The organism is Microlunatus sp. YIM B11417, assembly GCF_059617205.1.
Genome location: NZ_JCAMPJ010000002.1, coordinates 290441 through 310416, shown reverse-complemented (window position 1 = coordinate 310416; position 19976 = coordinate 290441). Strand labels below are relative to the sequence as shown.

Annotated in this window: 19 protein-coding genes; 5 read left to right on the top strand and 14 right to left on the bottom strand. The window is 70.2% G+C overall.

Features of this window, described 5'->3' with window-relative positions; genetic code table 11:
- Window positions 1-64: 64 nt before the first annotated feature.
- Window positions 65-313: a nickel-binding protein gene (locus tag AC6CCG_RS11635; RefSeq protein WP_496654704.1), complete on the bottom strand. Its 249-nt coding sequence runs from the start codon at window positions 311-313 to the stop codon at window positions 65-67.
- A 113-nt stretch (window positions 314-426) separates the two neighbouring features.
- On the opposite strand from AC6CCG_RS11635, the gene AC6CCG_RS11630 reads away from it, so the two are divergent.
- The gene (locus AC6CCG_RS11630; protein ID WP_496654703.1) at window positions 427-1371 is read left to right on the top strand and encodes an AraC family transcriptional regulator; all 945 of its coding nucleotides are present in this window, start codon (window positions 427-429) and stop codon (window positions 1369-1371) included.
- On the opposite strand, the gene AC6CCG_RS11625 is transcribed toward AC6CCG_RS11630, so the two are convergent.
- From AC6CCG_RS11625 to AC6CCG_RS11605, 5 genes are all read right to left on the bottom strand, one after another.
- Complete coding sequence (locus tag AC6CCG_RS11625; RefSeq protein WP_496654702.1) at window positions 1358-1831, bottom strand: OsmC family protein; 474 nt, start codon at window positions 1829-1831, stop codon at window positions 1358-1360. The two genes, AC6CCG_RS11630 and AC6CCG_RS11625, sit on opposite strands and share 14 nt — an antisense overlap.
- Before the next feature lie 13 nt (window positions 1832-1844).
- Window positions 1845-2786, bottom strand: coding sequence for a DMT family transporter (locus AC6CCG_RS11620; protein ID WP_496654701.1), 942 nt, complete (start codon window positions 2784-2786; stop codon window positions 1845-1847).
- 79 nt (window positions 2787-2865) lie between these two features.
- Window positions 2866-3924 (bottom strand): Gfo/Idh/MocA family protein, encoded by a 1059-nt coding sequence (locus AC6CCG_RS11615; RefSeq protein WP_496654700.1) that lies wholly within the window; start codon window positions 3922-3924, stop codon window positions 2866-2868.
- A gap of 31 nt (window positions 3925-3955) precedes the next feature.
- Window positions 3956-4840 carry a sugar phosphate isomerase/epimerase family protein gene (locus tag AC6CCG_RS11610; protein WP_496654699.1) on the bottom strand — a complete coding sequence of 295 codons (885 nt, stop codon included), beginning with the start codon at window positions 4838-4840 and terminating at the stop codon, window positions 3956-3958.
- On the bottom strand, window positions 4837-6024 hold the full coding sequence (locus tag AC6CCG_RS11605; RefSeq protein WP_496654698.1) for an ROK family transcriptional regulator: 1188 nt from the start codon (window positions 6022-6024) through the stop codon (window positions 4837-4839). Before AC6CCG_RS11605 ends, AC6CCG_RS11610 begins: the two co-directional genes overlap by 4 nt.
- 195 nt (window positions 6025-6219) lie before the next feature.
- Here AC6CCG_RS11605 and AC6CCG_RS11600 point away from each other — a divergent pair, with 195 nt between their 5' ends.
- A complete protein-coding gene (locus AC6CCG_RS11600) occupies window positions 6220-7320 on the top strand; it encodes a hypothetical protein (protein ID WP_496654697.1) in 1101 nt (366 codons plus the stop codon).
- A 12-nt stretch (window positions 7321-7332) separates the two neighbouring features.
- Here AC6CCG_RS11600 and AC6CCG_RS11595 read toward each other — a convergent pair whose 3' ends face one another.
- Window positions 7333-9048 (bottom strand): IlvD/Edd family dehydratase, encoded by a 1716-nt coding sequence (locus tag AC6CCG_RS11595; protein WP_496654696.1) that lies wholly within the window; start codon window positions 9046-9048, stop codon window positions 7333-7335.
- 117 nt (window positions 9049-9165) lie between these two features.
- Between AC6CCG_RS11595 and AC6CCG_RS11590 the strand changes: the two genes are divergently transcribed.
- Window positions 9166-10143 carry a hypothetical protein gene (locus AC6CCG_RS11590; protein WP_496654695.1) on the top strand — a complete coding sequence of 326 codons (978 nt, stop codon included), beginning with the start codon at window positions 9166-9168 and terminating at the stop codon, window positions 10141-10143.
- Between the two features lie 6 nt (window positions 10144-10149).
- On the opposite strand, the gene AC6CCG_RS11585 is transcribed toward AC6CCG_RS11590, so the two are convergent.
- The 4 genes from AC6CCG_RS11585 to AC6CCG_RS11570 form a co-directional block, all read right to left on the bottom strand.
- Entirely contained in the window at window positions 10150-10455 is a 306-nt protein-coding gene (locus AC6CCG_RS11585; RefSeq protein WP_496654694.1) for an excalibur calcium-binding domain-containing protein, read from the bottom strand.
- 127 nt (window positions 10456-10582) lie between these two features.
- Window positions 10583-12025 carry a glycoside hydrolase family 43 protein gene (locus AC6CCG_RS11580; protein ID WP_496654693.1) on the bottom strand — a complete coding sequence of 481 codons (1443 nt, stop codon included), beginning with the start codon at window positions 12023-12025 and terminating at the stop codon, window positions 10583-10585.
- Between the two features lie 145 nt (window positions 12026-12170).
- The gene (locus AC6CCG_RS11575; RefSeq protein ID WP_496654692.1) at window positions 12171-13838 is read right to left on the bottom strand and encodes an alkaline phosphatase D family protein; all 1668 of its coding nucleotides are present in this window, start codon (window positions 13836-13838) and stop codon (window positions 12171-12173) included.
- Between the two features lie 91 nt (window positions 13839-13929).
- Window positions 13930-15135 (bottom strand): NAD(P)/FAD-dependent oxidoreductase, encoded by a 1206-nt coding sequence (locus AC6CCG_RS11570; protein WP_496654691.1) that lies wholly within the window; start codon window positions 15133-15135, stop codon window positions 13930-13932.
- A 62-nt stretch (window positions 15136-15197) separates the two neighbouring features.
- On the opposite strand from AC6CCG_RS11570, the gene AC6CCG_RS11565 reads away from it, so the two are divergent.
- Together AC6CCG_RS11565 and AC6CCG_RS11560 are read left to right on the top strand one after the other, a co-directional pair.
- The gene (locus AC6CCG_RS11565; protein ID WP_496654690.1) at window positions 15198-16112 is read left to right on the top strand and encodes an SMP-30/gluconolactonase/LRE family protein; all 915 of its coding nucleotides are present in this window, start codon (window positions 15198-15200) and stop codon (window positions 16110-16112) included.
- A gap of 11 nt (window positions 16113-16123) precedes the next feature.
- Window positions 16124-16633, top strand: coding sequence for a GNAT family N-acetyltransferase (locus tag AC6CCG_RS11560; RefSeq protein WP_496654689.1), 510 nt, complete (start codon window positions 16124-16126; stop codon window positions 16631-16633).
- On the opposite strand, the gene AC6CCG_RS11555 is transcribed toward AC6CCG_RS11560, so the two are convergent.
- Genes AC6CCG_RS11555 through AC6CCG_RS11545 form a run of 3 tightly spaced genes read right to left on the bottom strand, consistent with a single transcriptional unit; the run spans window position 16634 to window position 19929 of the window.
- Window positions 16634-17578, bottom strand: coding sequence for a formylglycine-generating enzyme family protein (locus AC6CCG_RS11555; RefSeq protein WP_496654688.1), 945 nt, complete (start codon window positions 17576-17578; stop codon window positions 16634-16636). It lies immediately after the preceding gene.
- Window positions 17575-18375 carry an SDR family NAD(P)-dependent oxidoreductase gene (locus tag AC6CCG_RS11550; protein WP_496654687.1) on the bottom strand — a complete coding sequence of 267 codons (801 nt, stop codon included), beginning with the start codon at window positions 18373-18375 and terminating at the stop codon, window positions 17575-17577. The genes AC6CCG_RS11555 and AC6CCG_RS11550 overlap by 4 nt, the downstream gene beginning before the upstream one ends.
- A 24-nt stretch (window positions 18376-18399) precedes the next feature.
- Window positions 18400-19929 carry an LLM class flavin-dependent oxidoreductase gene (locus AC6CCG_RS11545; RefSeq protein WP_496654686.1) on the bottom strand — a complete coding sequence of 510 codons (1530 nt, stop codon included), beginning with the start codon at window positions 19927-19929 and terminating at the stop codon, window positions 18400-18402.
- Between the last annotated feature and the right edge of the window lie 47 nt (window positions 19930-19976).

Genomic DNA, 19976 nt, shown 5'->3' with positions numbered 1-19976 from the left:
CAGCCGACAGGGTGGCCGCCCGGGGAAACGTACGCTCCGGGCGGCCACCCTGTTCGACCTCGGATCAGACCCCTTCGACCACGGGGTAGGCATGATCGGGAAGCAGCCCGTGAGCCTCCTTGTGCACGGCTGCGGCGGCCTCGGCGGACGGTGCCTCGACCAGGCAGAACACCTTGCCGCCCGCCTCGTCGACCCAGTACTGCCGGTAGTCGACCCCGTACTGGTCCTGGATGGCCAGGTCCTTCTGGTGCGCCTCGGCGACATCGGCCGCCTTGACTCCCGGCAGGTTCTCGTGGACGTCCATGAAAAGCATGAATGCTCCTTCGGTGGTGGTGAATCGCTGTCAGACTGAGTCTTGTGCGAGCGGTACCGGCCGACCATGACCGCGTCCCCGCCGAGCCTGACCGGAACACCACGCTTGTCGAGATGCTCAACCGGATGCGACTCCAGGGGGCGGTCTTCCTGCGCGGTGAGTACAGCGAGGCCTGGGCCTACCGGTCACCGACGCCGGAGGCGACCGCGGCACTGTTGAGCCCCGGGTCGCCCCGAGTCGCGTTGTTCCATCTCGTCGCCTCGGGCCGCTGCTGGACCGCACTGCCGGACGGGGAACGGCACTGGGCGCGGGCCGGCGACGTCATCGTGGCACCGTACGGCGACGTCCACACAATGGGCGGTGCGGCCGACAGCGCGATCGTGGCGATGGAGGAACTGCTCGATCCCCTGCCCTGGTTGAGGATGCCGGTGATCACGCTCGGGACCGGCGGACCGCAGACCGACGTGGTCTGCGGCTACCTGTCCAGCGACCACCCGTTGTTCGACCCCCGGCTGCGCGCACTGCCGCCGCTGTTCGTGGTGCGCCTCGGTTCCGGGCCCGCCCGGGACTGGGTTCGCGCCAGCATCGACTACGCACTGGCCCAGACCGCTCCCGCCGAGCGTGGCGGTCTGCGCGGACCGACCCAGCTCCCGGAACTGGTGGTGCGGGAGGTGCTGCGGCTGCACCTGGCCAGTGCTCCGAACATCGAGGGCGGCTGGTTCGCCGCCCTCGGCGATCCGGTGCTGGCACCGGCCCTGGCCGCGATCCACGGGGCGCCGGAGGTGCACTGGCGGGTCGAGTCCCTGGCTGCCCTGGCGCATGTCTCGGTATCGCTGCTCGACGAGCGGTTCCGGGACACGCTCGGGCTGCCGCCGATCCGCTACCTGGCCGGCTGGCGGATGCACGTCGCCGGGGATCTGCTCGGGTCGACGACGCTCAGCGTCGCCGCGGTCGCCCGACGGGTCGGCTACGAGTCCGAGGAGGCCTTCAGCCGGGCCTTCAAACGCAACACCGGCCGGTCACCCCGAGAGGCGCGACACCCGGTCAGCCCGTCGTGATCGTGGGCCGGTGGTGCACCGGGAAGTTCACCGAGGCCGCGATGAAGCAGGCCGCGCTGGCCGGCTCGTGCAGCTGCGCGGCCAACTCGGCGTCGGACTCCGGCGTGATCGTGATCTCCGGATTCAGCACCGCCTCGGTGAAGTGGCCACCGGTCTGGTCGGTCGCCATGGTGCCCTCGGCGCGATCGACGTAGCCGGTGACGACGATCTTGTTCACCGCGCACAGATGCAGGTACGACAGCATGTGGCACTGGCTCAGCGCGGTGAGCAGCAGCTCCTCCGGGTTGTACCGCTGCGGGTCGCCGCGGAACGTCGGGTCGGCCGAGCCCAGCAGCGGCGCCGGCTTCGGCTCGATCGTCACCTCGTGATCACGGGAGTAGTCCCGGTAGCCCGAGGTACCGGTCCCGGTGTTGCCGGTCCAGGTGGTCGTCACCCGGTAGTGATGTTCCTTGCCTGCCATGGGAGCCAGTGTGTCACCCGTCGTCGCGGTCGCGTTCCGGGTGTCGGATCACCAGGGCGACGCCGGCGACGCAGACGATCATGGTCGCCAGCTCGAACAGGGTCGGCGGCGGGGCGCCGAGGAAGGTCTCGGCGAACCGGACCAGGAACGGGACCACGAGCGAGATCGAGGCCTTGAAGACCGCTCCCCTGAGATGGATCAGCTGGTGCTGCAGAACGTAGACCGGGACGTAGATCCCGACCCCGAGCAGGGCCAGCAGGCCCCAGTCCAGCCAGGTCAGCCGGGCCACGCCGCCGAGCTGGCCGGTGATCACCAGGAAGATGATCACGACCAGCGTGCCGATGCCGAAGATCCCGGGCAGCAGGTCCAGCGGGTCGTGACCCTTGGACAGCCGCGCATAGTGCTGCCCGTACGCGGCGATGGCGATCACCGCGATCACCGAGGCGATCACCCCGGACACCAGGGTCGAGCTCGGCAGATCGGGCCGGAGCGCGAAGCTCGTGGTGACGAAGAGCACCGCGCCGGCCGAGCCCGCCACGACGCCGGCCACCGCCGGCCAACTGGTCCGCTTGCGGAAGAACAGCACGCCGATCAGCAGCGACAGGCACGGCGTCGTCGCCAGCAGCAGATTGGGTACGGTCACGCCGACCAGCGAGATCGCCGTCAGCGAGCCGAGCGCGTAGATCGAGACGCCGAGCAGCCCGGACAACCCGAGCGACAGCGGCCTACGCCGGATCTGGTCGATCGAGCGGCGCAGCGCACCCTTGCCCCGGAAGGCCAACAGGCACAGGCCGAGCGCGCTGAACGCCGACCGCCCGGCCGCGACCACGGCCGGATCCGCTCGCCGTACCGCAAGGTCGGAGACCAGCCAGGTCAGCGCGAGCAGGATCGCCAGCGCCCCACTGATGATCAACGCCCGGGCCCACGACCCGCCGTGCCCTGAGCCCGTCCGCACACGCCCTGAGCCCGTCGAAGGGCCTTGGCCCGGTTCATCGGACCTGCCCTTCGACAAGCTCAGGGAACGATCAGGCATGTCAGACCTGGATCTCCTTGCCTTCCGCGGCAGAGGTGTAGACCGCGTCCAGGATCTTCATCATCTCGGCGCCCTGCCAGACCGGGGCGATGCTTTCCGCCTCGCCCAGGCAGGCGGCGACGAAGTTCTCGATCTCGTGGCTGAAGCCGTCGTCCAGGTTGAACGTGTCGAAGCCGATCCGCGGGGTCACGTTGAGCACGGTCTCGTGCTTCTCGGTGGCGATCTGCAGCTTCGGCTCCAGGTCGGCGCCGCCCTTGTCCCCGTACACCGAGACGGTGAGCGAGTCCTCGGTCGCGTGCAGCGAGAAGGACGCGTCCATCATCAGCGAGGCGCCGTTCTCGAACCTGATCAAGGCGTTGGCCATGTCCTCGACGTCGTTCAGCGTCGGGTCGTAGTCGGCGACCTTGTAGCGCGGCATGGTGGTGATGTTGGACCGGTTGCCGAGCTTCTCGTACGTGTTCGCGCTGACCGAGGTGACCCGCGGGTTACCCATCAGGTACCAGGCGAGGTCGATCACGTGGACGCCGATGTCGATCAACGGGCCGCCGCCGGAGATCGCCTTGTTGGCGAACCAGCCGCCCGGGTTGCCGACCCGACGGATGCAGCTCGCCTTGCCGTAGTAGAGATCGCCGAGCTCGCCCGCGTCGATGAACGACTTGAGCACCCGGCAGTTGGCCGAGTGCCGCCGGACGAAGCCGATCTGCAGAATTCGATCATGGGCGTTCACCACGTCCTCGAGCTTCTGCGCCTCGGCGTAGGTGCGGCTCATCGGCTTCTCGACCAGGACGTGCTTGCCGGCCTCGATCGCCGCGGCGGCGAGTTCGGCATGAGTGTTGTTCCAGGTGCAGATGCTCACCGCATCGACGTCCGGGTCGGCGAACAGTTCGGCGGGATCGCTGTAGGAGCGGGCGGCGCCCCACTGCTTGGCCACCGCGGTGGCCCGGTCGGCGTTGATGTCGCAGACCGCGAGCAACTCGGCCCGCGGGTTGCCCTGATAGGCCTTGAGGTGACAGCCGGCGATGCCGCCGGTGCCGACGACGCCGATCTTGACCTGCTGCATAAGGGTTTCTCCTTCGAGAATGGTGGGAGGCTCAGGCTTCTTCGTAGATGCGCTTGGCGTTGGCGACGCCGCGAGCACAGCCGATCAGGCAGTCCTCGTGGCCCTCGAACTCGATCGAGGCGTAGCCGTCGTAGCCGGATTCCTTGATCGACTTCGCGATGCTCCAGATGTCCAGGTCGCCGTTGCCGACGATGGCGCCGCGCAGGTACTTCCCGCCCCGGCTGCGGAACCAGCCCTCGCCGGGGTTCCGGTCGGCCGGCCGGATGTAGAAGTCCTTGAAGTGAACGATCATTGCGTACGGCAGGTTGGCCGGCACCGCGACCGTCGAGTCCTCGTCGACGCAGATGAAGTTGCCGACGTCCAGCGTGGTCTTGAAGTTGGGCTCGGCCACCGCATGCACGATGCGACGCACCCGGTCGCTGGCCTGGACGAAGAAGCCGTGGTTCTCCAGGCTGGTGGTGATCCCCTTGGTGGCCGCGTACTGCGCGATCTCCTTGCTGGCCTTGACGATCTTGGGCAGCGCCTCCTCGAAGGCCGGCGTGTCGTCGCCCTCGATGCCGGCGTGCCGGACGACGTCGTGCCGCATCAGCTTGATGCCGAGCCGCTCGGCCAGGTCGACGTGGGCCTTGACGCGCTCCACCTCGGCCGCGTTCTCCGCCTCGTCGCCGAGGAAGCTGGCCCCGATGGCCAGGTTGGACAGGGTCACGCCGCGGGTGCCGGCGTGCTCGGCGATCTTGTCGATGAAGCCGGGATCGCTGTCCGCGTTGGGCACCGGGCCGTCCGCGTTCGGGTAGATCGCGGCCAGTTCGAGGTGCTCGCCCTCGCTCTCGGCGACCCAGTCGATCACGTCGAACAGGGTCATCTCGCCGCTGCTGAGTTTCTGGTTGAAGCTGTAGGAGCTGAAGCCGAACTTCATCTGATCATCCTCGTGTTCTCTCGGTGGGTGGTCGGGGTGTCGGCCCAGGAACTCCAGCGTGCCGGTACGCCCGGCACGCCGAGGATCTCGGCCGAATGGGATTCGAAGGCGGAACCGAGCGCACCGCACAGGGTTCCCTCGGTGGACAGGTGCGCGGCTGCGACCTCCGGCTTGTCGTCGGTCATCAGGTCGTGGTGGACCGCCGCGGTCAGCGGCTCGATCAGCGTCTCGCCGGCCTGGGAGAGCCCGCCGCCGATGATGATCACCGACGGGTCGACGGTCAGGGCCAGGGTGGCGATCTTGGGGGCGATCTCGGCACAGAAGGCCTCGACCTCGGCGGCCGCCCGGTGATCACCGGCGCGGGCCAGGTCGAACACCTTCCGCCCCGTCCGTGCCGTACGCCAGCGCAACCGGCCGCGGACCGACGACTCGGTCCAGCGCATCCCGCGCAGGCTGCCGAGCTCCCCGGCCAGCCGGTGCCGGCCCTGCAGGATCGCCCCGTTCATGATCAACGCCGCCGAGATCCGGTGGCCCAACTGGAGGAAGACCAGGTCGTCGCCGTCAGAACGCAGCCGTTGCTCGGCCAGCGCGGCTAGTTTGATGTCGTTCTCCACCTGCACCGGGCAGCCGAGCGACCGCTCCAGCCGGGGCGCGAGGTCGAGACCGACCCAGTCCGGCACCGCGAGGCTGCGTGCCACCCGGCCGGCGGCGTCGAGGATGCCCGGCACCCCGATGCCGACCGCGCGCAGGGCGTCCGGCTCGGCCCCGGAGTCGGCGAGCGCGTCCCGGACGGTCTGCCGGACCGCGGCGATCCGGCCGGTACCCGTGGTCCCGCTCGGCACCCTGGTCTCGGCGAGGCCGGCCAGCCGGCCGGCCAGGTCGGCGACCCAGGCCCGGACCCGGCGGTCGCCGACGTCGATCCCGGCCACCCGGCCGGCGTCCGCAGCGAAGACGTACGCCCGCGCCGGCCGACCGGCGCCCGGGGCCTGCCGCGGACCGGCGGACCGGACCGGCCCGGAGCGGAGCAGGTCGGTGATCACGGCGTTGACGGTGGGCCGGGACAGCCCGGTCGCCACGGCGAGCTCGGCGATCGTCAACGGCCGAGCCTGGTCCCGCAGCACGGTCAGGCAGGCCGCCGCATTGGCCTGCCGGACGGCCGCGCCGGCGGGGTCCTCCGTTGACACGCGCGCTCCCGTGACGAATTGCGAAACCCGGTTTGTTAATTCCAAGCCTCGCATCCGCCGCGGCGCCGGTCAACAGCCCCCGGCGAATGATTCGCGCGAGGACGAATGAGAGCGGAACCTCCGCCCGTGACCCACACTGGGATCACGGACCAGAAGTGCGGGCGTTCCGGCGGAACGGCAGGGACGGAGGACGCGATGCGGCGCAGCAACCGGGGTCGGGCCGGCTGGGCAGGTCTGCTCGTGGCCGTGCTGACGGCGGCCGGGTGCGGAGTGGTCCCTGGGCTCCCGGCGGGCGGACCCTGCCCGGCGGGCTGGCAGTCTGCGGTGCTCTGGTCCACCGAGGGCGGCTGGTACAGCCAGCTCGCCTACGTCACCGGGGACGGTCGGATCGAGCGGCAGAACCTTCCGTACCTCGGCTTCGGGACGGCCTCGACCGCCGCCGTGGAGCGGTCCGGCCAGGAGGTGATCATGGCCTCCAACGGCTCGCCCTACTTCGGGCCACGGCATCTGATCAGCATCGACACGGCCCGCTGTTCGGTCACCGCCCACGGCGTCGAGGAGACCGGCGTCTGGAGCATCGAGTCCCGCGGCCAGGACGTCTACACGACCAACACGCTCAACTGGGAAGGGGTGATCCGGCGCCGCGACGCGAACCGTGCCGAGATGGCCAAGATCGCTCTGGAAGGCGTGATCCCGACGAAGCTGCTGGTGCACGGCGACCTGCTCTACGTGCTCGGCGCCAGCCTCGAGGACGACCGGACGATGATGCTGACCCTCGACGCCGAGACGCTGGCCGAGCAGACCCGTACCGTGTATCCCGAACACGGCTCCCCGTACGCGGCCGCGATCGTCGACGGCCGGCTCTACTACCCGGAGACGACCGTCAACGGCCGGGAGGGGACCCACCTGGTGGCGATCGACCTGGCGACCGGGCGACGGTCCCGAGTCGATCTTGGCTCGCCGGCGCCGTACCTGATGGTCGAGTCCGGCGAGCACCTCTACATCGGCCACACCTACATGCACCCGGGGTTCCGTGAGATGGCGGAGTACCGCTGGGTCACCCGCTTCCATCCCAGGACGGGAAAGATCGAGCGCTTCGAGGTCGGCGGCGGTCTCGATGCGATCGCGATCAAGGACCAGACCCTCTACGCCCTCAGTTCGCCGGACGATCAGGAGACCACGACCCTCCGCGCCTTCGACCTGCCCGCCGTGACGCTGCGCACCGAAGTCGTGATCCCGAAGCCGACCGGTCCCGGCCACTACTACACCAGCGCGATCATCCTCGGCGGGACCTGACCGCGACCGGTGTCAGTGGGATTCGCGGCCGACCGGGGCGCCGCTGGACCCGACCAGGAAGTCCAGGTCGGCGCCGGTGTCGGCCCCCATCACGTGGTCGACGTAGAGCTTCTCCCAGCCCCGAGTGGGCGCCGCCGTGGACGATGCGCCCGGCTCCGCGGCGCGGGCGGCGAGCTCCTCGTCGGAGACCTCGAGCACGAGCGTCCGGTTCGGTACGTCGAGCGTGATCATGTCGCCGTCGCGGACCAGGCCGAGCGGACCGCCGGCCGCCGCCTCCGGGGCGACGTGCAGCACGACGGTGCCGTACGCGGTGCCGCTCATCCGGGCGTCGCTGATCCGCACCATGTCCCGTACCCCTTGGCGGAGCACCTTCTGCGGCAGCGGCATGTTGCCGACCTCCGGCATCCCCGGGTAGCCGCGCGGGCCGCAACCCTGCAGCACCATGATCGAATCCGGCGTGATGTCGAGGTCCTCGTCGTCCAGCCGCGCGTGCAGGTCCTCGATGCTGTGGAAGACCACGGCCGGACCGCGGTGGGTGAGCAGCTCCGGCGAGGCGGCGGACGGCTTGATGATCGCGCCCTTCGGGGCCAGATTCCCCCGCAGGACGGCGATTCCGGCGTCCTCCAGGACCGGCTCGGTGACCGGCTTGATCACGTCGTCGTCGTAGATCGGCCGGTCACCGAGGTAGTCGACCAATGGCTTTCCGGTGACGGTGATCGCCTCCGGCCGCAGTTGGTCCTTGAGCTGGGCCAGGACGGCGAGCACGCCGCCGGCCCGGAACAGGTCGTCCATCAGGTGGGTGCCGGAGGGCTGCAGGTTGGCCAGCAGCGGGATCCGCTGGCCGATCTCGTCGAAGTCGGCCAGGGTGAGGTCGACGCCGAGCCGACCGGCCAGGGCGAGCAGGTGGACGACGGCGTTGGTCGAGCCGCCGACGCCGGCCACCGCGACGATCGCGTTGTGGAAGGCCGCCTTGGTCAGGATCTGGCTCGGCCGGCGGTCCTCCCGCACCATCTCGATGATCAACTTGCCGGTCGCGTGCGAGGTCGCCAGCAGGCGCGCGTCCGGCGCCGGGGTGCCGGCGACACCGGGGATGGTCATGCCGAGGGACTCGGCCACCACCGCCATCGTCGAGGCGGTCCCCATCGTGTTGCAGTGGCCCTTGCTCCTGAGCATGGCGGACTCGGAGTCGGTGAACTCCTGCGCGGACATCACGCCGGCGCGAACGTCCTCGCTGAGCCGCCAGACATCCGTACCGCAGCCGAGCGGCCGGCCCTTGAACGTGCCGGTCAGCGCGGGCCCGCCGGGCACCACGACCGCCGGCAGGTCGACCGATGCCGCCGCCATCAGCAGCGACGGGATCGTCTTGTCGCAGCCACCGAGCAGCACCAGGCCGTCGATCGGATTGGCGCGGAACATCTCCTCCATCGCCATCGCGGCCATGTTGCGCCAGAGCATCGCGGTCGGCCGGACCAGCGTCTCACCGAGCGACACCACGGGCAGGTTGAGCGGCACGCCGCCCGCCTCCAGGATGCCGTCCCGGACGCTGCTGGCCACCTCGTTGAGGTGCAGGTTGCACGGGGTCAGGTCGGACGCCGTGTTGGCGATCGCGATGTGCGGCTTCTCGCCGTCGAACGCGTCCAGCGGAAGCCCTCGGCGCATCCATGCACGGTGGATGTAGCCGTCCCGCTCCTGGCCGGCGTACCACTCCTGACTGCGTAGCGGGCCCATGTCACTGCCTCCACCATGAGATCGGAAACCTTCGGAGTGCGGAAAGCGCACGCCGAAACATTATCCGGCGCCGTCCGTCGACGTTGTCGCGGCTCCCCCGGTTCTAGGCTGCCGGGCATGCGCTTCGCGAACCTCGGCCCGGCCGGTCAGGTCGCGGCTCTGCCGTCCGCCGACGTCCTGGTCCTGCGTGGCGCACCGCCGCCGGCCGACCGCGACTACCGGTGGTTCTCCACCGGGCTCGGCGACGAGCAGCCGACGGTGATCGGCTTCGCTCCCGACGTCCTCGATCTGCACGGAATCTTCAGCGTGCCGGCGCGGGACGGCCGACTGACGGCCTGGACCCTGCGGTTGTGGCGGCCGGCGGACCAGGTGACCATCGTGTGCTGCGCCGCGGAGCTGGACCGGCTGCCGGCGGACGAGCGCCCGGGCGGGCTCAGGGTCTTGATCGACCGGCTGGCCGGTTACGGCGAGGGTACGGCCGTGTTCCTCGCCGGCGGGCTGTCACCGGCGGAGGCCGACCAACTGGCCGAGAGCGGTTGGCTGACCCGGATCGCGCCGGGCGAGCACCGGATGCTCGTCTCGCCCGGGATCATGATCACCGAGCACGACCCGGACCGGGGCACGGTGGACCTGGCGATCCGGCACCGGCGCCAGTTGATCAACGAGCGCGGGTGGACCGAGCCGGGTGCCGAGGTGATCCGGCTCGACTGGTGGTACCAGCCGGAGCGGTCCGTCCGGGTGCGCTGCGCCAGCTACGCCGAAGCCGATCGACGGCAGCAGACCGACCCCCTGGGCGGCGGCACGATCGCCCTGACCTACCAACTGCAGAACCCCGACGGCCGCCGACTGGAGACGACGACCTGGGCCGGCTCGGAGACGGCGGCGCTCCGGGAGGGCGACGTCGTCCTGTCCCGCCGGTTCGTCGTCCGCCAGTCGCAGCGCCGTACCCCCTTCGACACGGCCGCCGAGGCCCTGCGCTGTGCCTGGGCCTGGGACGCCGAGGACGTGGTCGAAGAACTCACCCTCGGCCACGACCCCGCGACGGCGGTGCAGCTCCCCGGCGACCGGGTACGGATCAGAGCCGACTGGCGCTGACCAAGATCAACGCTTCTCGCAGGCCACGCCGTCGTTGTCCCGGTCGAGGTCCCGCTCGCCCTTCCGCTTCGCCTTGCCGTCGTTGTAGCTGTAGACCTTGCTGTTGACGGTGAAGTTCTTGACCGGCTTGGACTTGCCCTTGACCTTGTCCTTGGCGCCCTTCTTGCCGACGCCGTGCGGATAGACCTTGTTCAGGGCAGCACAGTTCTTGTACGACTTCGGCTTCGGAGCCGCATCCGCCGGCAGCACGGTGGTCCCGGCCAGCAGGGCCGAGGCCGCCGCCAGCCCGATGAGCGCGCGCTTGATCCGCATGAATCCCCCACATTCCCGGCAGGCCCGTATCGGCGGTCCCCACGACCGTCGCCCCTGCCCCGACCAGCAGTATGCGGTCGCTTCCCGCCGGCCGCGGGACCGTGTCCTGATCGTTACCCGGCCGAGATCAGGGCCAGACCTCGGCCCGATCGATGCTGATCACCGTCGAGGTCGACTCGGGGTTGCGTTGGCCGGTCACCCGGACCTTCACCACATGATCACCGGGCGGCAGCTGCGGCGTCCGGTAGTTCATCACCTGGCCCTGCCGCGGCGACGAGTAGAAGTCGTGCCGGGTCTCCGGGCCGTCGTCGATGGAGATCGCGGCGATGCCGTTGCCGACGTCGCGGACGCTGAACAGAGCCAGCTGGGTCCCGGTGAACCGGAAGGTCGCGGTGGCGTCGGTCTCGCCGCTCCAGTGATCATCTCCGCGATAGCACTGGTTGCCGCAGCCCGAGCCGGAGGACCAGGTGCCGCCGTACTCGACCTGGAAGGATCCGGTTCCGGTGTCGGTGTCGTTGATCGCCCGCGGCCCGGGTCCGGGATCCCCGGCGGGCAGCGGCAGATCCGTGCCGAGCGCCGCCGGAGCGCCGATCACCGGCAGTCCGGCATCGCTCCAGGTCACCTGCTGCGCCCGGGTGGTGCGCCATTCGTAGGTGTAGTCGCTGGTGTTCTTCGCGTGGTAGGCGATCCAGTCCTGGCTGCCGTCCGGGCTCTTGAAGAACGAATGGTGCCCGGGGCCGTACACGCCGGCCTCGTCGTTCCGGGTCAGGATCGGGTCCGGATAGGTGGTCCAGTTGCCCGGCACCATCGGGTCGCCGTCGGTCGGGATCGAGATCAGGTAGAGCGAGTAGTCGGGCTTGCCGGTGTCACAGGTCGAGTACGTCAGGAACAGCCGGTCCCCGTGCACGATCGAGGTCGGCCCCTCCCGTACCTCGGTGCACATGCCGGCGTCGACCGGCAGCGCGACCACCGGGCCGTCCGTCGTCCACGGGTTGATCATCTTCTGGATGTAGACCTGCTGCGGCCCGCCGCCGTGGCCGCGGCCGTTCATCGACCAGGTGAAGTACGGCTGGCCGTTCACCACGATAGGCTCGCCGTCGATCATGTACTGACCTTGATCGGCGATCTTGGCCTTGAACTCGTACGGACCCAGCGGGTCGTCGCCCTCCGACTCCAGCACGTACATCCGGTGATTGGCGTCGACCCCGTCGCTCGCCGTGTAGTAGATGTACCAGTGCGGCCGGCCGTCCGCGCCGTCGAACCGGTAGAGCGCCGGCGCCCAGATCTGGGTGCTCCGGCTCGGGTCGTCCTCGGCCCCGATCCAGACGTCGTGATCTTCGGCGGCCGGCAACTGCCCGATGCTCGGCGCCGCGTTGATCGTGAGCCGATCCCCGCGGGTCGTCATCAGGTAGTAGGTCCCGTCGTTCACCACCATGAACGGGTCGGCCCCGTTGTTCAGCGGAGCCCGGAACACGTTCTGCTGTTCGGCCCCGGCCGGCGGCGTCGGCAGCGCGCACGCGGCCAGCACCGCCAGGGACAGCACAGCGATCAGTCGGATCGGACGCATCATCGGGTCACCCTCCCGCACCTCGGCTGCCCTCATCCAACGCGAATCGGACCCATCGGGTCAAGAACCAACCACACGCGCACTGAGCTTGTCGAAGTGCCGGGGCCGATCCTGCCTGCCCTTCGACAAGCTCAGGGAACGTTGTGCCTCAGGGACGTTCGGTCTCCCAGGCCACCGTCTCGCGGGTGATCTCGTCCGCGCCGCGAGCGCTGGTCCGGGCAGCGACCGGCGGGTGGTCGGCCGTCTGCTGCAGGCCACGCTCACCGTCGACGATCTTGTACGAACGCCGCGTGAACACCGCCTGATCGGCCACCGAGACCTTCGGCAGGCAACGGAAATCGGCGTCCAGCCGATCGGCGGTGATCGTGGTGTTCACGTACCCGCGCAGGTTGTTCTGGAACTTGAGGTGCTGGTTCCAGCCGAGCCACGGGTGCGGCGTCGCCGAGTCCGCGCCGTCGCCGCCGGAGGTGATCGACGAGCAGACCAGCTCCGACCCGACCACGGCGCCGTCAGGGTCGTCGTAGTCGATCTTGAGGTCGGAGGCCCAGTGCGCGTGCACGTCGCCGGTCAGCACCACCGGATTGCGGACGCCGGCGTCGACCCAGCCGCGGGTGATCCGTTCCCGGGAGGCCTGGTAGCCGTCCCAGCCGTCCATCGAGACCGTCTTGATGTCGGGCGAGACGTTGTTGTCGCGTTGGGCGAAGAACACCTGCTGGCCGACGATGTCCCAGCGCGCCCTCGACTGCCGGAAGCCGTCCAGCAGCCAGGCCTCCTGTTCGTCGCCGGTGATCGTCCGGGCCGGGTCGACCGCCTCAGGGCAGTCGGTCCGGTAGCCGTCGCCGCACCCTTGATCATCGCGGTACTGCCGGGTGTCGAGCATGTGGAACGTGGCCAGGTTGCCCCACTGCACCCGGCGGTAGAGCAGCATGTCGATGCCCTCCGGCGCCGAACTGGGCCGCAGCGGCATGTTCTCGTAGTAGGCCCGGAACGCGGCGGCCCGCCGTTCCAGGTACGCGGGTCCGGCCTCGGCCGGCTTCTCCGGCATCTCGTCGGCCCAGTTGTTGTCCAGTTCATGATCGTCCCAGACCACCAGCCAGGGCGCGATCGCGTGCGCTGCCTGCAGATCGGGATCCGCCTTGTACTGCGCGTGCCGCTGCCGGTACGTGGCGAGGTCGGTGGTCTCCGGGCCGGCATGATCACGAACGTTGCCGCCCGGCGCGACGTAGGCGCCGGCCTTGTACTCGTACTGGTAGTCGCCCAGGTGCAAGATCAACTCGGGCTGGTCCTCGGCCAGCCGCCGGTAGGCGGTGAACCAGCCGTGCTCGTACTGGGAGCAGGAGACGAACGACATCGCCAACGACGCCGGCGACTCGTCCCGCCCCGGCGCGGTCCGGGTCAACGCGGGCTCCGAGGTGTGGGTGCCCTGCCGGAACCGGTACCAGTACTCGCGGCCCGGCTGCAGCCCGGTCACTTCGACGTGCACCGCGTGACCGAACTCGGGCCTGGCCACGGCCCGGCCGGACTTGATCACTTTCCGGAAGCCGGAGTCGGTGGCCACCTGCCAGAGCAGGTCGTAGTCGCGCTCGGGCATCCCGCCGCGTCCGTCGCCGGCCAGCGGGTCCAGCGCGAGCCTGGTCCACAGGATCACGCTGGTCGACCACGGGTCACCGGAGGCGACCCCGAGCGTGAACGGATTCTGCCGCGGTGTCGGCGCCGCGGCCGCACCCCTGGTCGAGAAGGCCAGGGCCGCGGTGGTCGCGGTGGCCAGTCCGGTCTTGATCAGCGTACGGCGCGAAGGCCCCCGAGAAGTCCCCATGGGCCCACGGTGCGCCTCCAGTCCGACGCCTGGAGGTCACCGGGATGACCGCCGGGTGACCGACAGCCGACCATTCGGGAAAGCGCTCGCCCTACCCGAGGTCGCCGTTGATCAACTCGTCGTCGGTGACCTGGCGACCGGAGTCGACCAGCGCGCCGAGCGCGTCGCCGTGGTCCCAGTCGTTGACGTTCATGGCGGCGCTGACCACGCCGTCACGGACCCAGAACGCGATGAACTCACGGCTCGCCAGGTCGCCCCGGACCACCAGTCGATCATGGTCGGGATCGGCCAGGCCGCGGTACTCGCAGCCCAGGTCGTACTGATCGGTGAAGAAGTACGGACTCGCCTGGTACGGCTCGTCCGAGCCGAGGATGATCTTGGCCACCTGGGCGCCCTGGTCCTTCGCGTTGGCCCAGTGCTCCACCCGGACCCGGCGGCCGTACCGCGGATGATCATGGGCGGCCACGTCACCGATCGCGTACACGTCGGGAACGGAGGTACGCAGTTGCGGATCGACCGCGATCCCGCCGTCGGCCAACTCCAGCCCGGCCGCCTCGGCCAGCCCGAGGTTCGGTGCCGCACCGACCCCGAGCACCACCGTCGTGGCCGCCACGACACTGCCGTCACCGAGCCGCACGCCGCTGACCGTACCCTCGCCCTCGAAACCCGCCACCGCGGCACCGAGCCGCAGGTCGACACCGTGCTCACGGTGCAACTCGCCGAACACACCACCGATCTGCTCACCGAGCACCCGGACCAACGGCTGCGCCTCCGGCGCGATCATGGTCACCGCGGCACCCCGACTGCGGGCCGCCGCAGCCGCCTCACAACCGATCCAACCGGCCCCGATCACCGCGACCGGACCGCCGGCGGCGATCCGTTCCCGCAGCACCAACGCGTCGTCCAGGGTGCGCAGCGTCAGCACCCCGTCGAGCTCACCGCCGGGCAGGCTCAACCGGCGCGGCGACGAACCGGTCGCAATGATCAACTTCTGGTACGGATACTCGGCCGACCCCGCCGTGACGACCCGGCGCTCGGTGTCGATCGCCGTCGCCGTCGTCCCCGGCAGCCAGCTGACCGCCTGGTCGAAGAAACCGTCCTCGCCGACCCAGTCCGGCTCGTCGGCGTCGCCGAGCAGCAACGCCTTGGACAACGGTGGTCGCTCGTACGGCCGGTGGGTCTCGGTGCCCAGCAGCGTGATCTCGCCCTGATAGCCGCCCTCGCGCAGGGCCACGGCTGCACCGCCGCCGGCCAGAGAGGCTCCGATGATGACGATCGATTCCGTCGAGTTAGCCATGGCCGCCATTCTGGTCCACCCGCCCGCCGCGGGCCACGGCGGGCCGGGTGATAATTCCTGCCATGCCTGATAACTCCGCCCCCGTCGTCGAGGGCCTGGCCGGCTTGATCGATTCCGGCACCGAGGTCGAGCGCCTCTGGACCGGTGCCATCTGGTCCGAGGGCCCGGTCTGGCTGCCGGAACTGCGCGCCGTCCGCTGGAGCGACATCTGGAACAACCGGATCCTGCAGTTCCACGCCGACGACGGCACGACGACCGTCTATTCCGACGCCGCCGAGTTCACCAACGGCCGGACGCTGGACCGGCAGGGCCGGGTGGTCCAGTGCTCGCACGGCCGCCGCCGGGTCGAACGTGATCATGACGGCGAGGTCACCGGGATCGTCGAGCAGTGGAACGGGCATCGGTTCAATTCGCCGAACGACGTGATCGTCGCCCGGGACGGCTCGCTCTGGTTCACCGACCCCGCGTACGGGATCACGATCCCGGAGGAGGGCCACCCCGGCGAGCGGGAGTACCGCGATCAGTACGTGTTCCGGCACGACGAGGCAACCGGTGAGACCCGTCCGGTGATCATGGACGTCGAGGCCCCGAACGGACTCGCCTTCTCACCCGACGAGAAGATCATCTACGTCGCCGATTCGTCCGGCTCGGGCACCGGGATCCATCCCGGCGTCGGGAACGCCCACATCCGCGCGTACGACCTCGTCGACGGGAGGTGCAAGAACGGGCGCACCGTGATCACGATCGACGACAAGGTGCCGGACGGCCTCCGGGTCGACACCGACGGCAACCTGTGGACCTCGACCGGCTACGGCGTCGGCGTCTTCGACCCGGCCGGCCGGCAGCTCGGTGCGATCCGGCTGCCGGAGACCGCGGCCAACCTCTGCTTCGGCGGCCCGGACGGCACCGACCTCTACATCACCGCGACCACCAGCCTCTACCGGGTCGCGACCAACGCGCGCGACGCCGCCGCCTGATCGGTCCGCCGATGCAGTTACGGATGCGCCGGCCGGACCTGGACGACCTGCCGCCGCTTCCGGCCGGCGTCGATCGAGCCGCCGGGGCCGACGCCGACGGCCTGGCCCGGTTGCTCGACGCCGCGTTCACGAAGGCGTGGACGCCGGACCGGGTCCGCCGCGAACTGCTGGACGAGCCCGAGGTCCGAGACACCTATCTGGTCCGTCGCGGCCGGCTCGCGGTGGCCACGGCGTCCGCCCTGGTCCGGGCCGACCAGCCGGACGTCGGGATCCTGCACTGGGTCGCGAGCGATCCGGCGTTGCGCGGCCGCGGGCTCGGCCTGACCGTGACCCTGGCCGTCCTGCACCGGTTCGCGGCAGACGGCCTCGCGGCGAGCATCCTGCACACCGACGACGACCGGCTGCCCGCGATCTCCGCGTACCTGCGCCTCGGCTACGTACCGGAGTATCCGGACCCGCGACACCTGGGCCGCTGGTCCCGGATCTTCCGTCGGCTCAGCCTGCGCCGAACCTCCCGGTGATCATCCGTCGAGACTGACCACCGTACGGAAGCCGGCGTTGCCCATCGACGAGTCCGGGGTGTTGGAGGACCGGGCCGCGTTGCGGTAGCGGTTGCAGTACGAGTCGTGGCAGAGGTACGAGCCGCCGCGCAGCACCCGGCCCCGCCCGGCCGGCGGTCCCTTCGGGTCGGTGGCCGGCGAAGCCCTGTAGTACAAGGGATCGAACCAGTCGGCGCACCATTCCCAGACGTTGCCCACCGTCTGCCACAGCCCGAAGCCGTTCGGTTGGTAGCTGCGCACCGGGGCCGTGGTCAGCCAGCCGTCCTGCTCGGTGTTGATCTTGGGGAAGGTTCCCTGCCAGATGTTGCAGGCCCAGTCCTCGGTGTCCAGTTCGTCGCCCCAGGGGTAGCGGTCGCCCTCGACCCCGCCGCGCGACGCGTACTCCCACTCGGCCTCCGTCGGCAGCCGTCGCTTGGCCCAGCGGCAGTAGGTCCGGGCGTCGGTCCAGCTGATGTGCGTCACCGGATGATCATCGAGGCCGTCCAGGTCGGACAGCGGCCCGCCGGGATGGCGCCAGTCGGCACCGCGGACGCCGATCCACCACGGAGTGCCGTCGGCGTTGCTCATGATCTGACTCGGCTTGGCCTGCACCGCGAGGTGGAAGACCGCCGAGAACCCGAACATCTCCGCATCGGTCCGGTAGCCGGTCGCCTCGACGAACCGGGCGTAGTCGGCATTGGTCACCGAGGTGACGTCGATCGAGAACGGGGACAGGGTGACCTGGTGCACCGGGGTCTCGCCGTCGGCGGCCAGCCCGTCGCCGTGTTGATCACCCATGGTGAACGTGCCGCCGGGCAGCTCGGCCTGCTCGATCAGGTGCCGCCCGTCGGCCGGGACGACCGTGGATCTGCGGCCCTCGGGCTTCGCATCGGCCGGACGCCCGGTCGCGCAGCAGTGGTCGCTCATGATCGTCCTCGGGGTCGTACCGCGAGGCCGGCGATCCGGACCGCCAGCCGGCGCGGGATGATCCGGTTCGCCTGGGCTGTGATCAGGTTCCGCCAGCCCGGGACGACGACGGCCTGGCCTCGTCGGTAGCCGGCCAGCCCCTGCGCGACCACCCGGTCGGCACTGAGCCGCTGGCCGAACGCCGCGTCGGTGGAGCCGACCTGATCCCAGAAGCCGGTCATCACCGGCCCCGGGCAGAGCGCGGTCACCGTCACGCCCTTGCCCTGGAGTTCGTCGTGCAGCGCCTGGCTGAACGAGAGCACGAACGCCTTGCTCGCGGCGTACGCGGCCAGGTAGGGCGTCGGCTGGAAGGCGGCCGTCGAAGCGACGTTGATCATGCCACCCTGGCCGCGGCGGACCAGTTGCGGCGCGATCCCCTGGGCCAGGTCGGCCAGCGCCACCACACACACCTGAAGTTGATCATGCTGCCCGGCCGGGTCCAGCGCCTCGTACGGGCCGTGCTGGGCGAAGCCGGCGTTGTTGATCAGAAGGTCGACGTCGAGCTCATTGAGCTGCTTCACCAGGTCGGACACCGAGGACGGCTCGGCGAGGTCGGCGACCAGCGGCCGGGCCGTCACCCCGAACCGGCCGGCGAGCTCCGTCGCCTGGCCCTCCAGCGCCGTCTCGTTGCGGCCGACCAGGAGGAGGTTCCGGCCCTCGGCGGCCAGGGCCCGGGCGAAACGGGCGCCGAGCCCGCCGGTGGCCCCGGTGATCACGACCCAGCCCCCTGCTGCGGTGGACCCGTCGGACGTGGACATGCGGACGAGCTTAACCCGCGCCCCTCAGAGCTGGCCCTGGTACATCCCGACCCGGGCCAGCGGCTCCACGAGTTCCCGTTCCTCGTAGGAGAGATGGGACCGCAGCGTGTCCGTGAGCCGGTCCACCGCGTGCTGCAGCTCGGTGAACTCGCCGGGCGCCTTCAGATGCTCGACCAGCCGGCGGTCCAGTTCCTCGAGCACCTCGTGGATGACCTGGTGCTCCTCGCCGAGCCGGTCCAGCACCGGCGCCAGCTCCGGATCCGCGCTGCGCAGGTGCGGGAACATGCTGCGGTCCTCGATCGTGTGGTGCTGGGTGACCACCCGGCAGTAGGACGCGCAATAGGCGCCGATCGCCCAGTTGTTCTGCCGCATGGTCAGGTCGTTGATCACCGAGCGGGCCCGGGAGGCCTCGATCGTGCCCTGCTTCACCTGCTGGACCAGATCGCGGACGGTCTCCAGCTCCTGCCGCAGGTGATCATGGACGTCGATCAGGTGCTGGCTGACCGCGCTGCCCTGCCGGTCGTACTCCTGCTCCGGAGCGACGGCGCGGTGCGGCCGGGTGGACTCGTCCCACGGTTGTTCGACCAGGAGCCGGCTGCCGTCGTCCGGAGTCGGGTGGACGCCGAGCCGGTCGAACACGTCGCCGCTCGTCGCGTCAACCGGACCAGGGCCCGCAGCGGGCGGCGGCAGGTCCGGGCCGGCACCGCCGCCACGACGGGCCGCGGCGACGAGCTCCCGTACGGCAGGGGCGGTCTCGGCAGCGAACCGGCGCAGGAGATTCGGGTCGTCGACCGTGATGATGAAGGTGCCGATGCCCTCGGTCAGGGCCAGCTCGGCCAGTTCCTCGGGCCGGGTCCGGTCCAGGTTGAGCAGCCGGCGGATGTCGCTCGGCGCCCGGCCGGCGGCCTCCGCGGCCTCGTCGATGATCTTGTTGCCGCGGGTGAGATCGCCCGGCTGCAGGTACGACAGCGACGGCAGCCAGCCGTCGGCGGACCGGCCGGTCAGCTCGAGCATCCGCGGCTTGTAGGCACCGAGCCAGATGCCGATCCGATGCGCCGGTGCCGGGCCGCGCTTCGCGCCCTCGACGTGGTAGACCCTGCCCCGCACCCGGACCCCGCCGCGTTGCTCGGTGTCCCACAGCTCGCGCATGATCAGGATCGCCTCGTCCACGGCGGCGACCGCCTCGCCGGGCGTCCGCTGCTCGCCGCCCATGGCCTTGATCGGTTCCCAGAAGCCGCCCGCGCCGAGGCCCAGCTCGATCCGACCGCCGGACAGCCGGTCCAGGCTGGCGATGCTGCGGGCCAGCACCGACGGCGGCCGCAACGGCAGGTTGAGCACGTTGCCGGCCAGACTGATCCGCTCGGTCCGGGCGGCGACGTAACTGATCAAGGTCCAGGTGTCCAGGAACGCCGGCTGGTACGGATGGTCCTGGAAGGTGACCAGGTCGAGGCCGTCCTGCTCGGCCAGCCGGACCAGATCGACCACCCGGTCCGGGTCACCGGCGTCCGGGGTCAGGAATCCGCCGAACTTCAGCTCGTGCCCGTAGTCCGTCATGCCTCGCCGCCTCCATGGTGATACGTCAACCTTCGTACGGAATGGAT

Bases quoted from the DNA above. Each gene is read 5' to 3' on its own strand.
- AC6CCG_RS11635 (WP_496654704.1), bottom strand. From the start codon at position 313: ATGCTTTTCATGGACGTCCACGAGAACCTGCCGGGAGTCAAGGCGGCC.
- AC6CCG_RS11630 (WP_496654703.1), top strand. From the start codon at position 427: ATGCTCAACCGGATGCGACTCCAGGGGGCGGTCTTCCTGCGCGGTGAG.
- AC6CCG_RS11625 (WP_496654702.1), bottom strand. From the start codon at position 1,831: ATGGCAGGCAAGGAACATCACTACCGGGTGACGACCACCTGGACCGGC.
- AC6CCG_RS11615 (WP_496654700.1), bottom strand. From the start codon at position 3,924: ATGCAGCAGGTCAAGATCGGCGTCGTCGGCACCGGCGGCATCGCCGGC.
- AC6CCG_RS11610 (WP_496654699.1), bottom strand. From the start codon at position 4,840: ATGAAGTTCGGCTTCAGCTCCTACAGCTTCAACCAGAAACTCAGCAGC.
- AC6CCG_RS11600 (WP_496654697.1), top strand. From the start codon at position 6,220: ATGCGGCGCAGCAACCGGGGTCGGGCCGGCTGGGCAGGTCTGCTCGTG.
- AC6CCG_RS11595 (WP_496654696.1), bottom strand. From the start codon at position 9,048: ATGGGCCCGCTACGCAGTCAGGAGTGGTACGCCGGCCAGGAGCGGGAC.
- AC6CCG_RS11590 (WP_496654695.1), top strand. From the start codon at position 9,166: ATGCGCTTCGCGAACCTCGGCCCGGCCGGTCAGGTCGCGGCTCTGCCG.
- AC6CCG_RS11585 (WP_496654694.1), bottom strand. From the start codon at position 10,455: ATGCGGATCAAGCGCGCGCTCATCGGGCTGGCGGCGGCCTCGGCCCTG.
- AC6CCG_RS11580 (WP_496654693.1), bottom strand. From the start codon at position 12,025: ATGATGCGTCCGATCCGACTGATCGCTGTGCTGTCCCTGGCGGTGCTG.
- AC6CCG_RS11575 (WP_496654692.1), bottom strand. From the start codon at position 13,838: ATGGGGACTTCTCGGGGGCCTTCGCGCCGTACGCTGATCAAGACCGGA.
- AC6CCG_RS11570 (WP_496654691.1), bottom strand. From the start codon at position 15,135: ATGGCTAACTCGACGGAATCGATCGTCATCATCGGAGCCTCTCTGGCC.
- AC6CCG_RS11565 (WP_496654690.1), top strand. From the start codon at position 15,198: ATGCCTGATAACTCCGCCCCCGTCGTCGAGGGCCTGGCCGGCTTGATC.
- AC6CCG_RS11560 (WP_496654689.1), top strand. From the start codon at position 16,124: ATGCAGTTACGGATGCGCCGGCCGGACCTGGACGACCTGCCGCCGCTT.
- AC6CCG_RS11555 (WP_496654688.1), bottom strand. From the start codon at position 17,578: ATGAGCGACCACTGCTGCGCGACCGGGCGTCCGGCCGATGCGAAGCCC.
- AC6CCG_RS11550 (WP_496654687.1), bottom strand. From the start codon at position 18,375: ATGTCCACGTCCGACGGGTCCACCGCAGCAGGGGGCTGGGTCGTGATC.
- AC6CCG_RS11545 (WP_496654686.1), bottom strand. From the start codon at position 19,929: ATGACGGACTACGGGCACGAGCTGAAGTTCGGCGGATTCCTGACCCCG.